Genomic DNA, 13,590 nt, shown 5'->3' on the forward strand with positions numbered 1-13,590 from the left:
CTATAAAATGACCATAATCTCTAGTGATAATTTGGAAGGGTGTTTTGTATGAACTATGAAGATTTAATGCAATGGAAAGGTTATTTGTTTTTAGATAATATAGTAGAGCCAGGGACAAATTCTTTGAGAGTTTCTATTTCTAGAGCTTCCGTTAGCTCCGAAAGCGAGGATATAAGTTTTGAGGAAAAAACAATAAATGATGTCTATCCTATTGAAATTGATAAGACATTACCGGTCATACATATAGAATTCGATTCATATGTAGCCTATACTGTTTTTGACGAATCATTTCATTTTGTAAATCAAGAAGATGATTTCTTGGGTAACTCAGTACGTCTTTTTACAAACTCAACTTATTTAGATTTCATAAGTAAAGGAACTATAGCTCTCGATATCTATTCCTACAAGGAGCTATTCCATTATCAGATTGTTTGTTTAGACCATATTATTGATATTGTCTCATTCGATGAACCCACTATTATAAGCGAATAAGTAGTTTTTAAAACAGTCAATGAAATTATGTTGTCTGTTTTCTTTATTTCTATTAAACTGACCAAAATGAAATCATCTCGTAAAAGGTAGCTCCCGTAAATTCAATTATTTTTTAACAAAAATTTTAGGATATTTTTTGTAAACTCTTCATATGAAGTATTCTTTCCACGCTGGTTATACCACTTTCGTATTGTTTCAACTAACCAAAACGGTACAGAATTTCCATCTATTAAATGATAGTATTGCTCATATCCTTTTTTTAAATGCTCCCATCGATAATCATTGCCCTGTAGTGTGTACTCAGAGACATCAATTACTTTTGCCCTTCCATTTTGGAGCAAAATATTTTTCAAATGTATATCACGAGGGTTAAGGCCCTTCTTCCGAACATATTCTCTTGCATCCTCCACTTCATTTATAACCTGTTTTGGAATGTGAATACCTTGTAGAATGCAATCAAAGAGCGTTTTTCCTTCTTCGTAACTTAAAACAAGGTATTCGTCATGTGTAGCAAAGCATGTTGAAAAGAAAGGTGAATCTCCTAATATTTGATAAACATTTGCTTCAACTTTTACTTTGTGCACTTTGTCTTTGGCATATAGTTTAAATACATACGCTGGGGCGGAAAGAGATTGAAAAACAGCCGCATCTGTCCCAACACCTATACACTTCAAATCATCAGCTTCACCACTTATGGTTACCGGCTCATTATTTGAATTTGAAAAAACGTTTATTTTAGAAAGAGAACCTATAGCTTTGTCCCAGTCGTTTTCCATTTCCATCTCTCCCATCATTTGCATTGAAGAAAACTACACTATCTAATTACTTTAGTAGGGATTCTATATCGCCCTTAACAATATTCAGTTTCTTTAACTAACCCCCGTTAAAGATTAAGGGGTACTATCTCCATAATTTTTTTCACCACATTCTAAATGTCACACTTATATCTCAAATTTCCTACATGTTCTCTTTAATTTTAAAACGTTGGGAACTAATAGAAGTTCCTATATACATTTCTCCTTGTGGAAGTATACGGCTTCGTTAGCTACAGAAGAACCAGTTCTATCCTCTATTTACCCTTAACCACCCTTATTAAAAACTCAAAGTGATTTGGTAGTAACGTTTTATTTTTTATCATGATTGTCACGAACTTATAGCTAGCCTTGAAGCAAAAAGAAACGCTGTGTCAGACTACTTACACAGCGTTTCATCTATTAATCTTTAAAAATCATATTCTGCATCTTTTTTGGCCCGAATTTCTGCAAAAGCATCTGTAACCATCACTGTATCCTCCGCTAACCGTTCTAAACGAAAAAGGACATCATCATTGACAATTTCTTTACGTAAAAAATCCTTTTCTTCTATAAATACATAGGTCGGAACGATGTGCGCTTTCATATAAGCAAGGATCGGCTTTAGTTGCTGTTCCACCATTAAATAATGCTTGGATGTACCCGCTGTAACAATGAAACTGACGACTTTATCGCGGAAGGCATTGACAGGTAAAAGGTCAAAAATATTTTTTAATGTAGCTGGAATAGATGCTTGGAATGTTGGTGTCCCAATCACAATTGCATCTGCTTCCATGATAGTTTCAGTGACATATTTTGTATCGCCCTCATAGTCAAAGTAATTACGACCATCACTAAATACTAGCTGATAGTCAGCAAGATCTAGTAATGTTACTTCATGCTCTGGGTATTTTTCTTGTAACATCTCGACTATTTTTTGTGTAGCTGTTCTTGTTTTTGAGCCGACAATTGAACCCGCAAGTGCGACAATTTTCATGATGCACCACTCCTTATTTTGCTGTGTGTTTTTTTATCGCTGGCATAATATCATTGCCAATGATTTCTATGTTTTTCATCACTTTTTCGAATGGTACGCCACCAAAATCGATTTGTGCCATAAAGCGTTGCATGCCATATAGTTCGTACTGATAAAGTAGTTTTTCAATAATTTGCTCTTTACTGCCCACCATTAAAGCATCACGTGTATCAGGCGCTTGTGCAAATTGTTGCTTTGGATAGCCCCCACCACGAATCGCTTGGAAACCACCGTTTAAATGTGGGTACATGCCTTGCAATGCCTCTTTTGTTGTGTCTGCTACATAAAACAAGCTTGTTGTGGCAATAGGCAATTCATTTGGGTCAAAGCCTTTGCGCTCTGCCGCTTCTCGATAGGCATCCACAGATGGTTTAAAGTTGATAGCAGGTCCACCTAATGTTGTAAGCATCATCGGAATGCCCATATAGCCTGCTTTAATGGCGCTGGCAGGTGGTCCACCAACCGCACGCCATATTGGCAGCGAGCCGTTTTTTGGCTGCGGTAAAATTTGTGCATGATGGAGTGGGGCTCTGAATTGCCCTTCCCACGTCACAAGCTCCTCGTCATTGATTTTCATAAGAAGCTCTAATTTTTCCTCAAAGATTTCTTCATAATCTTGTAAATCAACACCTAGTAAGTGATAGGCACCTACACGTGAACCACGTCCCGCTACAATTTCTGCACGACCATCTGATAATAAATCAATTGTGGCAAAATCCTCATATACTCGTACAGGGTCTGAAACACTTAATACGGTTGCTGAGCTAGACAATTTAATGGTAGAAGTGGCTTGGGCAATAGCACCTAACACGACCGTATGTGCCTGTGTTGTAAAATAAGACTGATGACTTTCACCTATGCCGAATACATCAATTCCCGCTTGCTCTGCTAATTGACTTGCCTCAACTAGCTCTTTTAGTCGTTGTTGCGCAGAAATACGCTCGCCTGTTAAGGGATTAGGGATATGGTCACCTAAAGAGTACAGCCCAAATTCGAGCCCTTGTGTTTGATCTATATGATATTTTTCCATCATGTGTTATCTCTCCTTATTCTAGTGGTTCTAAAATGGCTTCAATTTCTGAACGTCTCTCTTCTAAAAATGGCGGGAGGTCTAGCTCTTTGCCAAGTTCTTCGACTGCTGAATCCACAGTAAATCCTGGGCCGTCTGTCGCCATTTCAAATAAAATACCGTTGCGATCTCTAAAATAAAGGCTTTGGAAATAATAACGATCAACAACACCTGTACTATCCAATCCTAGTTCCTTAATTTTGCTATCCCATTGCTGTAATTCCTCGACAGTTGCAACGCGTAACGCAAGATGGTGAATACTGCCTTTACCAGGTTTCTCGCTTGGCCCTTCTAATTCTTTGACAACAATCTCTCCAAGCACTTCCCCTTCTATCGATTGTAGGACCGTTTCTTTGTCCTTTTCTGCAACAACGGTATAGTGAAATAAATCTTGTAATAAATTGACCGTTCTTAGTAAATAACGCACCGTGATTTCAACAGTTCCCATACCTAAAATACGGTGTTCCTTCGGTATATCATTTCCATCCCATGGTTGCCATTGCGCAGGCGTTTCTTGTCCTTGATGGTTTAACAATACCATCCGTAAACCTTCATGATCTTCAAAAAATAAGGCATCTTTCCCTGCATATGTCGTAATGTCACTATGTTTTACCTCCAGCTGTTGAAAACGTTCTTTCCAATAAAGTAAACTTTCGTAGCTAGGTACAAGTAAGCCAATGCGAGTAATAGCATTCGTCCCACGTACTGTACGTCCTGCAACAGGCATTTCAAAAAATGTTAATTCTGTACCCGCTGCTCCTGTTAAGTCTCCATAAAATAAGTGATACATAGAAGGTGCGTCTTGATTCACCGTTTTTTTTACACGTCGTAACCCTAAAATAGTTGTGTAGAAATGATTATTCTGTTTACCATTTTTCGTTAGCATAGAGATATGATGGTGTCCGCTTAATTTGTTCATCCTAATTGTTCCTCCTCATCATTTTCACTTGACTAAGCAAGTGATTTCATAAAAAAAATTACACGGGCGGCAATTTTTTTTCTCTGCTATGTTTTTCAAGCTTTGTCATCGCAATATATAAAGATTTTATTTCCTCAGCTGTTAATACTTCTTCAAAAAATGAGGACTGGAAGTGAAGTTGACTAGGTGTTGCTGCATCAATCATTTGCTCCCCTTTTGATGTCAATGAGATGGTTTTCGTCTTCCAATTTTGTTTACGCTCGATTAGCCCCTCTTTTTCCAGTCGTGCTAGCATGCGAGACATGCCACCTTGCGTTACAGTTACTTTTTCTGCTAATTGACACTGTGTAAGCGGGGCATATGTTTTGATTTGGATTAACACATCAAATTGAGCTGTCGTTAAATCAAAACGTTTTAAAAATTCATTCGATAACTGATTACTTTGCGTTGTAAAACGCATCATACGAATCCACGTTAAGGTACCTAATGTATGATTTCTCATCACTTCATCCTCTCTTCAGCTATCACTTTACCACGCAAGTGATACTTCCGCAAGAGAATTATCTCGAATTCAAGATATTTTATAACATAGGGAGACTCCCTATATAATGCCAGGTGTTGTCACAGGATATAAATTGCCTTTAAGAGCAAAAGAAATTCTCCCTGTTTCTTCGGATACAACCATTACCAGCGCATCACTAACCTCACTCAATCCCAGCGCTGCACGATGTCTTGTTCCTAATTTCTTTTCCCCTGTATAACGCTCTGACAATGGCAGTACATTTGCTGCTGACTCAATTTGATTTTGATTGACAAGTACAGCACCATCATGAAGCGGATTACCAGGGAAGAAAATAGATTCTAATAAAGAATGGGTTAAATCTGCCCCAATATGAATACCAGGCTGAATCAGATTCTCTAAAGTATCTTGACGTTGGATGACAATTAAACCACCATGTCTTCTTAAAGACATATTTTGTACACTATGTGATAGCTCTGGATACTTTTCAGTAAACGGGGAAAGATAACAATTTAAATAGAACGTTGCAGCTTTCATTTCAATTGTCATAAACTTCTCTTTAATTTTCTCAAAATTACCGAGGAGACAATTTGCATCTGTATCCATTTCCTGCACACTCTGCTGTAAGGACAGGATCACTTGGAGAAGCTCATCTTTTAATGTTTCTTTCATTGGTGAAAAATCACAATTTATTGGATCCATATGATACCACACCTCTTCATTTCATCACTGTTTACGCTAGTTTTTCTCTCTATATGTTTTTTATTCTCTTTTAAGCAAAACGACTTCCTACTATGTTGAATAGGAAGTCGTTACATGTTGTTGCAAAAAGATGATGTCAACGGCAGAAAAAGCAACTTTGCAAGGTGAGAGGTTGATTTCCGTTCCGCCAGCGTCCTTTCCAGGGGGCGTCCGATGAGCCGCTTCACTCACTTCCGTTCGCTCCAGGGTCTCCTCTGTGACGCTAAATCCCCAAGGAGTGACGCTGGCTCCACTCCAATCAACCATTCTTCAAAAGTGTCTTTTCCTCATTTTTCATACTAGCGGTAGCGATCAAAATAGCCCATGATTTGTATGATTAGAAAAAGGATAGGCTTTTATTTTCAATGTAGAGAAGTGATGAATGACAACATCCCTCCATAAAATGAGTAGTGAAGACCTTCACTTTATTTGAAAACCTTTGCTAAAAAGATTACGTTTTCTGGGTTGGAGTGGAAGGCTACTTGACTCCCGTGGGATAGCGAGACAGGCAAAACTCTAAACGGAGCGGTAGCGGAGGAAGCGGCTCGGCGCTCGCCCAAAGGAAAGCAAGTAGCCTGCAACGGAAACCATTTTCACCTTTCACAAAAATTCTATTGATGGTTTTGTTTTTCAACAATATGAAACGACTTCCTATTACGTTGAATAGGAAGTCGTTGATATTCTTACATATGCCCTGCCCGAATTTTTTTCACGATGCTGAAAGTCGTATAGGCAGCAGCGGGTGCTAATACGACAATAAAAATAATCCACACCGTTAAATTATTTGTCGCTTTTAATGTTTCATAATTTGTCATGACAAAAATAATTAGACCGAATAATAGTAAATAGCTCAGCACATTTGGAAAAATGACGATTAATCGCAATAATGCTGGCGGCATCTTTTGTTGATTCACTTAAACCACACCCCTTTTTTCAATTATACGGGAATCTAGTGATTTATCGTACTATATTTTTCCTTTTATACTTTATATTTGCCTGCTGATAGTTGGAGGTTTTCCGCTGTTGTATTCAATTGATCGATAAATGCGGTCATGCTCTCCATATTTTCCGCTTGATGTTTAGCCTTTTGGGCAACGGCATCAACACTTTGCGATGTTTGCTTGGCAAGTAGCGAAACATCTTCCATAGTAGCTGTTACTTCCTCAGTACTTGCAGCAATTTCCTCGGTTGAGCTAGATACTAAATCTACTTGTGTTGCTAACACCTGTACATCATTATGAATTCCTTCAAATGATTGTTGTGCTTCTTGTACGATCGCACGTCCTGCATGTAATACATCCGCTGTCGCTTGGATGGTCACTACAATATTGGCCGTTTCCTTTTGGACATTCATCACCACCTGTGTGATTCTATCCGCTGCACGCTTAGAATCTTCAGCTAATTTACGCACTTCTTCTGCTACAACGGCAAAGCCTTTACCCGCTTCACCAGCACGTGCTGCTTCAATGGATGCATTTAATGCCAATAAATTCGTTTGATCAGAGATTCCCGTAATGACATTGGTAAATTCCCCAATCATGGTAGACAATTTTTCAAGTTCCTGTGTACCAATCACCGCAAAATTCGTTTTCTCATGAATAGTCACTAATTGCTTTTGTAAGGACTGCATAATTTGTAATCCATTATCGGCATTTTCCTCAGTATTACGAGAAATACTAGAAATTTCTGCTATGGACTCCGAAATATATTGAATGCTGCGTGCCAATTCCTCCATTGAGTGCGCACTGTCTGCTGTATTATTCTGTTGTGCAAAGGAGGCCTGAGCTACCTGACTGGATTCTCCTTGGATCATTGCGGCTGAATCTAGTGTTTCATGGGCGTTTTCTTGAATCGTGTAGGTAGCTTCTTTTATTTGATTGGCCCCTTGCTTTAATTCACACATGATTTGTTGGAAATTATCCATCATCCCATTAAATGATGTCACTAATTGGCCAATTTCATCCTTCGCATGGATCGGAATGCGCTTGGTTAAATCTGCTTCACCTTTGCTAATTTCCTCTAAGGAATTTCGCACGCTTAAAATACGAGATACTTGTTTGGAAATAGATAGGCCCGTAATGAAGAAAATCACACAGACAACGATCAATGAAGCCACAATTGTACCCACTAAAATTTGTGATAGGACGGCATTGGATACAATAATCGCTAAGTATGTACCGTTTGATAATGGCTTTATATATTGCGTGACACGCGTGCCATCATAGCGCCCTGAAAATTCAGTCGACTTTTGTGCTGAAAATTGGGCTGGCTCAAAACCAATATCCGCTAAATCTTTTTCTGCTGTAGCGGCAATAGCTTGGCCTTTTTCATCTACAATAGCGGCGAATAATACAGTTGAGGATAAATAATTGTCCAATTGATCGATATAGGATGCGCTGCCAATACTTGCTTCTAAATCTAGTAGTTGCTGTCCATGACGAGCCACCTGTACAATTTGTGGTGTTGCTGGATTCCAGCTACCTACCCCGACAAATTTGAAAAATTGATCATCGACATCGCGAATTTGTGCTTTTTGCACGACCTCTTTCGCTCTACCATCTAGGAGTTGCATATATTCAGCAGCTTGTCCGTTTGGATCAGCGCCAAAGTTGAAATCAACTGTTGGAGCTACTGATGTCACCGTTGTATTTCCTTTATCATCTGTACTCCAAATCTCATCGATGCCACCACGTTCAGCAATAGCCTTTAAATCCTCATACGTAGCACCTTTATCAATTATGTAAGCAGCCATCACAGATTCGGCAATCATTTCCTTTTCCATGATTTCTTCCGCTTTTGCTCTAGATTGAATCGCTCCTTCCATCCCCATGACAATGGAGTTGGCGATTGCTTCTCCATTGCTTTTTTCACTTTTATATGTAGCTTGATAAATATAAATAGAAAATGCCGCTATAATGAACACTACAATGCCCATAATCTCCAGAAGCATTTTCCATTTCATTGACTTTCTCATGATGAGATCCCCCTAAAAATTACGATTATTTCCACTTCATCATACAATATCACTTCCATATATTTCATTAACTATTTATTAAATATAAAATAATAAGTTTTGAAGAAGTTTAAAGTGTCATTAATTTGTAAAAATTGCAAAATAAAATCTACAAGAGGAATAGTCTGTATATTTCAGACTAGTTAAAGAAAGAAATAAATCATATTTCTGAGGGTTAATTAGTAATATTTAAGTACATCTTTAGAACTGCAAATAAAAAACATCCATTAGAAGAATCCTCCACTAATAGATGTTTTTTATCTAACAATTATATCAAAATAATTTATTGTGTTGCCACGTAAAGACTGCTTGATCAGATGTCAGGAGCGTATTCGGGAAAACATCCTGTGCTTCAGCCAAAAACTGAGGTAAGTCATATGGAAGAAAACGAGCACTTAAATGATTTAATAATAAATAGTGTGCACCTGCTTGCTGTGCGACTTTTGCTGCCTCTACATTTGTCGCATGACCATAGCTTGCTGCCAAATCCGTTGTTGTACCATCAAAAGTCGCTTCATGCACAATGATATCAGCACCCACGGATAGTTGGATGGCTTCTTCACAATATTTCGTATCGCCTAAAATCGACAGAGTAAAGCCCTTTTTGGCAGGTGCCACAACATCTTTTGCGTGTATCACATCGCCATTTTCAAGCACGATATCATGGCCATTTTTTAATTGCCCGAGCAAAGGTCCTTTTGGAACGCCAAGTGCCTGTGCTTTATCAATTAATAATTCGCCTGGTAAATCCTTTTGCTCAATTCGATAACCATAGCAAGGTACAACATGGCGCAATTCCTTAGCATGAATTGTAAAATGAGCATCTTCAAAAATAATCCCTTCCTGTACTTCTACAAAGTGTAAAGGATACGTTAAATGGGTTTTCGATAGCGCCAATGTTTGTTCAATCCACTGCTGTAAACCAGGTGGCCCGAAGATCGTTAGCGTCTCATCCCCACCTTGAAAGGAACGCGAGCTTAAAAAGCCTGGCAGTCCAAAAATATGATCACCATGTAAATGTGTAATAAAAATTTTCGTAACCTTCCGCGGCTTTAATGATGTATGGAGGATTTGATGCTGTGTCGCCTCTCCACAGTCAAATAGCCACATTTCACTCACTTCATCTAATAGCTTTACCATCAGAGCACTTGTATTTCGTTCTTTTGAAGGCATGCCTGCGCCTGTCCCTAAAAAATGTAGCTGCACATATGCCACCTCACTTCTTGTTTATATCGTTTTATTGTACCTTATCCATTCCCATAAGAAAAACCTTTGGTGTACAGTTTCTCCAAAGGTTTCTTGATTATTTTGGTTGCCATGAAACAAGTGCTGCATGAAAATCATGACGATAATAATAACGTCCATCTTTTTCTTCAATAAAAGGTAGAAGTGATTCTTCCACATGGGCTCGCTGGAAGTTTGGCGTTAATATTTTTTTACTTTGCGTTGCCACAAGTTGCTCATAGCTCTCATATTCATAAACACGTTCGAGCGGGATAATTTGACAATCAGCATAAATATCCATTTCATATAGTAGATTCAAAAACTCGATATAATCTCTGCGAGGAAATTTTATGTCATAGCCATATTTTTCATATAATTGTTCATAATGTGGCTGAATAGGCCCTGTCGTCATCCCAATAATGGCACGCTTCTTCGCCAGCCGATTCATATGATATAAAGCTGCTTTAATTTCATACATACGGTAAAAACAATTCACGCCTAAAACGATATCATGTGGCTCAATCTCATCACGCTCTAAACTTTCCCACTTCGCATGAATATAAGAAACGTGCTCCTTCTCGGGCATGCACTGTTGTAAGTAATGCAAAATGCTTTCGGAGCTATCCACACATGTGAGCTTGCTCACTTTATCAGCTAATGGGAATGTATAATTGCCCCATCCAGGGCCAATTTCTAATACAGAATGCTGAGGTTCAATCTTTTTTTGAAGCTCCTGAAAAATCCGTGCAGCATAAGGATCAGTTTGCCCCATTTTTTTACGTGCTACGGATTGCGCCCAAAATTGCTCCTCTAGCTGATCATTCACCATTCGTTCAGGCATATGGCCATGCCAATCCTTCATGCCTTCCTGCCATAATGCCTCATAGTTAATGGCTAACGGTCCTTTTCTCGTCATACAGATACCTCTATAGATAAAATTTCATATATTTTTTTCATATCAAGATTTGCTCGTACATGGTCGGCTAACATATTATAGGCATCTTCTCTTCGTTCTGCGTCACTTTTCACATCACTTGGTAAAGCAGCTAACCCTTTTTTCTCTCGTATTTCATTGACGAGTTGACGAGTAAAGGTACGATTATGGAACAAGCCGTGGAAATACGTGCCAATCACTTGCTCATCATGACTAACCGCACCATCTTTTCTTCCATCTTCTAACTGTAAAAACGGTGATACTTCATCACGTAAAATTTTTGTACGTCCTAGATGAATTTCGTAGCCTGTCAATGTGTCCTGCCCTCTTACGCCTGTCATTTGCACCGTTTTTTTATTGCCTACAAAAATGGTTTCCATCGGTAATAGCCCAAGACCATGAGCAGATTCGTCATTTCCCTCCACTGCCCCAGGATCTAGTAATGTTTCACCAAGCATTTGGAAACCACCGCAAATGCCAATAATTTTAGTACCTTTATTACGTAAATGTGTGATGGCTTGATCAAAGCCCTGTGCTTTTAGCCAAGCTAAATCATCCATTGTACTTTTCGTTCCTGGCAGAATGAGGATATCTGGTGTACCTAGCTCGTTGACATTACCAATTAAACGCACACCCACCTCTGGCTCATCGAAAAATGGATCAATATCGGTGAAGTTTGAAATACGTGGTAAACGAATCATGGCTACATCTACAGCAAATTCGCCTGGCTTTGGTTTTTTAAAGCGTAGTGACGATAGTGCGAGAGAATCCTCCGCTTCAATATTGACATCGACATAAGGAATCACGCCAAGTACCGGAATGCCCGTTTCACGCTCCACCCATGCCAAACCATCATCCAGTAATTCACGCATGCCTCTAAATTTATTGATAATTAATCCTTTTACACGTGCTCGTTCTTTCTCATCTAACAATGCCAGTGTACCAACAATCGAGGCAAAGACTCCACCACGATCAATATCAGCAACGAGGACAACCGCTGCATCTGCTAAATGAGCCATTCGCATATTGGCAATATCGCGATCCTTTAAGTTAATCTCTGCAGGGCTACCAGCGCCCTCTAGGACTATGACATCATATGTATTTTGTAGTGTACGTACTGATTTTTCCACGATTGGCATCGCTTCTTGCACAAAATTATTGCGGTAGCTTTTGGCATCCATATTTAAAAAATGCTTACCATGAACGATAACCTCTGACATCATATCTTGCTTCGGTTTCAGCAGGATAGGATTCATATCAGTCGTTGCAACAACACGAGCCGCCTCTGCCTGCACCCCTTGTGCGCGGCCGATTTCACCGCCATCCTTCGTAACAAATGAATTAAGAGCCATATTTTGCGATTTAAATGGTACTACTTTTAGTCCATCATCTGAAAATATACGACATAGTGCGGTACAAATCATACTTTTTCCAACATCGGAAGCCGTTCCTTGAATCATGATTGATTTTGCTGGCATAGTCACTCTCCTCTGTAGTATTTGCCTTCACTCCGCGGGTATTTCATGGCGAAGCGCGAGTATTTCCCTTCGCTCCGCGGGTATTTTATCGCGACGCGCGGGTATTTCCCTTCGCTCCGCGGGTATTTTATCGCGACGCGCGGGTATTTCCCTTCGCTCCGCGGGTATTTTATCGCGACGCGCGGGTATTCCCTTTCGCTCCGCGGGTATTCCATGGCGACGCGTGGGTATTTTTCATCCAGCAATAGTGAGGGGCTTTAAAATTCAAGCCCTTTCACTGCTGGGATCCCTTCATCATAGTAATGCTTTGTTGCATCAATGGTTGACACTAAATCAGCCATTGCCAGTAGCGAAGGGTTCGCGCTTCGGCCTGTGACAACCAGGTGCATCGTTGAGGGGCGTTGTTGGATTGCCTCGATGACTTCTGCTAGTGGGAGGACATCATCGATTGGAAACTTGGTGATCGCCAGGGCATTATTTAGCTCATCAAGCACCAATAAATCAATGCGATCATCCTGCAGAGCTGCCTTCGTTTTTTTCCAAGCCTTGGCTAATGCAGCACGATGCTCCTCAGGCGTCTTTGTCCATGTAAAACCTATGCCCATTTGTTCCATTTCTACGCCTAGCTTACGAAGGGCAATTTGCTCTCCATAAGTGCGTTCAGGTGATTTAATAAACTGCATAAAGCGCACATTTAAGCCACGGCCCACCGCACGCAATGTAACACCTAGGGATGCTGTCGTTTTGCCCTTTCCTTCACCTGTATATACTAAAAATAAGCCTTTTCTTGCCATGCTGTTAGCCTCCTTACAGCCATGTTGTCTTTTCTGCAAACGGTGTACGTTTCTTGTCGCTTTGCTCTTGCTCCTGTGGGTAGCCAATAAATATTGTGCCGACTACTTTTTGAGAGGCACTTGCACCAAGGAACGTATGCATACGAGAATCATGCACCAGGCCAACACCACGTGTACGCCAAACAAAACCAAGACCTAGCTCCTCTGCTGTCAACCACATAGACATAATGGCACTACATACGGCAAAAACATTATCTTCTGTCGCATCTGCATCGCCCTCTACAATGTCTGCTGTTACAACAATGGCCACAGGCGTTGTTTGTACAACCTTCAATGAACTTTCCACTAGGTTTGGCTTCGTGGGGAAGCGTTCTTGTAAATAAGCACTAGCCATTTCTTCATAACGCTTCATGGCTTCATCTTGTATGACATAAAAATGCCAAGGCTCTCGCATACGGTCATTCGGTGCATAGGTTGCTGCCTGTAAAATTTGCTCAATCTTTTCTTTCTCTACCGATTGTGTTGTGTAATTACGAATTGCTCGACGTTTTTTTAATGCTTCAATGACAGTCATATTGC

The 13,590-nt window shown here is 39.8% G+C and carries 14 protein-coding genes; 1 reads left to right on the forward strand and 13 read right to left on the reverse strand.

Annotated features, from left to right (window positions below; translation table 11 throughout):
* Positions 1-48: 48 nt before the first annotated feature.
* Positions 49-492: a hypothetical protein gene (locus tag JTI58_RS23800; RefSeq protein ID WP_205444147.1), complete on the forward strand. Its 444-nt coding sequence runs from the start codon at positions 49-51 to the stop codon at positions 490-492.
* Between the two features lie 101 nt (positions 493-593).
* Here JTI58_RS23800 and JTI58_RS23805 read toward each other — a convergent pair whose 3' ends face one another.
* The 13 genes from JTI58_RS23805 to JTI58_RS23865 form a co-directional block, all read right to left on the reverse strand.
* Positions 594-1,268, reverse strand: coding sequence for a serine/threonine protein kinase (locus JTI58_RS23805; protein ID WP_205444148.1), 675 nt, complete (start codon positions 1,266-1,268; stop codon positions 594-596).
* A gap of 445 nt (positions 1,269-1,713) precedes the next feature.
* The gene (locus JTI58_RS23810) at positions 1,714-2,280 is read right to left on the reverse strand and encodes an NADPH-dependent FMN reductase (protein ID WP_205444150.1); all 567 of its coding nucleotides are present in this window, start codon (positions 2,278-2,280) and stop codon (positions 1,714-1,716) included.
* Between the two features lie 13 nt (positions 2,281-2,293).
* Positions 2,294-3,349, reverse strand: a complete 1,056-nt coding sequence (locus JTI58_RS23815) for an LLM class flavin-dependent oxidoreductase (RefSeq protein WP_205447562.1) — start codon at positions 3,347-3,349, stop codon at positions 2,294-2,296.
* 16 nt (positions 3,350-3,365) lie between these two features.
* Entirely contained in the window at positions 3,366-4,307 is a 942-nt protein-coding gene (locus tag JTI58_RS23820; protein WP_205444151.1) for a ring-cleaving dioxygenase, read from the reverse strand.
* A 58-nt stretch (positions 4,308-4,365) separates the two neighbouring features.
* The gene (locus JTI58_RS23825) at positions 4,366-4,809 is read right to left on the reverse strand and encodes a MarR family winged helix-turn-helix transcriptional regulator (RefSeq protein ID WP_205444153.1); all 444 of its coding nucleotides are present in this window, start codon (positions 4,807-4,809) and stop codon (positions 4,366-4,368) included.
* A 99-nt stretch (positions 4,810-4,908) separates the two neighbouring features.
* Entirely contained in the window at positions 4,909-5,529 is a 621-nt protein-coding gene (cdaS, locus tag JTI58_RS23830) for a sporulation-specific diadenylate cyclase CdaS (RefSeq protein ID WP_205444155.1), read from the reverse strand.
* A 722-nt stretch (positions 5,530-6,251) separates the two neighbouring features.
* Positions 6,252-6,482, reverse strand: a complete 231-nt coding sequence (locus JTI58_RS23835) for a hypothetical protein (RefSeq protein WP_009370265.1) — start codon at positions 6,480-6,482, stop codon at positions 6,252-6,254.
* A 65-nt stretch (positions 6,483-6,547) separates the two neighbouring features.
* Positions 6,548-8,542: a methyl-accepting chemotaxis protein gene (locus JTI58_RS23840; RefSeq protein ID WP_205444157.1), complete on the reverse strand. Its 1,995-nt coding sequence runs from the start codon at positions 8,540-8,542 to the stop codon at positions 6,548-6,550.
* Positions 8,543-8,854: 312 nt separating this feature from the next.
* Entirely contained in the window at positions 8,855-9,787 is a 933-nt protein-coding gene (gene rnz / locus JTI58_RS23845; protein WP_205444159.1) for a ribonuclease Z, read from the reverse strand.
* Between the two features lie 97 nt (positions 9,788-9,884).
* Positions 9,885-10,721, reverse strand: a complete 837-nt coding sequence (locus tag JTI58_RS23850) for a class I SAM-dependent methyltransferase (RefSeq protein ID WP_205444160.1) — start codon at positions 10,719-10,721, stop codon at positions 9,885-9,887.
* Positions 10,718-12,217 carry a cobyric acid synthase gene (locus JTI58_RS23855; RefSeq protein ID WP_205444162.1) on the reverse strand — a complete coding sequence of 500 codons (1,500 nt, stop codon included), beginning with the start codon at positions 12,215-12,217 and terminating at the stop codon, positions 10,718-10,720. The genes JTI58_RS23850 and JTI58_RS23855 overlap by 4 nt, the downstream gene beginning before the upstream one ends.
* A gap of 257 nt (positions 12,218-12,474) precedes the next feature.
* The gene (locus JTI58_RS23860; RefSeq protein ID WP_243456243.1) at positions 12,475-13,011 is read right to left on the reverse strand and encodes a cob(I)yrinic acid a,c-diamide adenosyltransferase; all 537 of its coding nucleotides are present in this window, start codon (positions 13,009-13,011) and stop codon (positions 12,475-12,477) included.
* 13 nt (positions 13,012-13,024) lie between these two features.
* Positions 13,025-13,585 (reverse strand): nitroreductase family protein, encoded by a 561-nt coding sequence (locus tag JTI58_RS23865; protein WP_205444164.1) that lies wholly within the window; start codon positions 13,583-13,585, stop codon positions 13,025-13,027.
* Between the last annotated feature and the right edge of the window lie 5 nt (positions 13,586-13,590).

It is taken from the genome of Lysinibacillus fusiformis (genome assembly GCF_016925635.1).
In the GTDB taxonomy this organism is placed as follows: Bacteria; Bacillota; Bacilli; order Bacillales_A; family Planococcaceae; genus Lysinibacillus; species Lysinibacillus fusiformis_F.

What these genes read in the sequence shown, in the direction of transcription:
- JTI58_RS23800 (WP_205444147.1), top strand. Translation starts at nt 49, where the DNA reads ATGAACTATGAAGATTTAATGCAATGGAAAGGTTATTTGTTTTTAGAT.
- JTI58_RS23805 (WP_205444148.1), bottom strand. Translation starts at nt 1,268, where the DNA reads ATGGAAAACGACTGGGACAAAGCTATAGGTTCTCTTTCTAAAATAAAC.
- JTI58_RS23810 (WP_205444150.1), bottom strand. Translation starts at nt 2,280, where the DNA reads ATGAAAATTGTCGCACTTGCGGGTTCAATTGTCGGCTCAAAAACAAGA.
- JTI58_RS23815 (WP_205447562.1), bottom strand. Translation starts at nt 3,349, where the DNA reads ATGGAAAAATATCATATAGATCAAACACAAGGGCTCGAATTTGGGCTG.
- JTI58_RS23820 (WP_205444151.1), bottom strand. Translation starts at nt 4,307, where the DNA reads ATGAACAAATTAAGCGGACACCATCATATCTCTATGCTAACGAAAAAT.
- JTI58_RS23825 (WP_205444153.1), bottom strand. Translation starts at nt 4,809, where the DNA reads ATGAGAAATCATACATTAGGTACCTTAACGTGGATTCGTATGATGCGT.
- cdaS (WP_205444155.1), bottom strand. Translation starts at nt 5,529, where the DNA reads ATGGATCCAATAAATTGTGATTTTTCACCAATGAAAGAAACATTAAAA.
- JTI58_RS23840 (WP_205444157.1), bottom strand. Translation starts at nt 8,542, where the DNA reads ATGAGAAAGTCAATGAAATGGAAAATGCTTCTGGAGATTATGGGCATT.
- JTI58_RS23850 (WP_205444160.1), bottom strand. Translation starts at nt 10,721, where the DNA reads ATGACGAGAAAAGGACCGTTAGCCATTAACTATGAGGCATTATGGCAG.
- JTI58_RS23855 (WP_205444162.1), bottom strand. Translation starts at nt 12,217, where the DNA reads ATGCCAGCAAAATCAATCATGATTCAAGGAACGGCTTCCGATGTTGGA.
- JTI58_RS23860 (WP_243456243.1), bottom strand. Translation starts at nt 13,011, where the DNA reads ATGGCAAGAAAAGGCTTATTTTTAGTATATACAGGTGAAGGAAAGGGC.
- JTI58_RS23865 (WP_205444164.1), bottom strand. Translation starts at nt 13,585, where the DNA reads ATGACTGTCATTGAAGCATTAAAAAAACGTCGAGCAATTCGTAATTAC.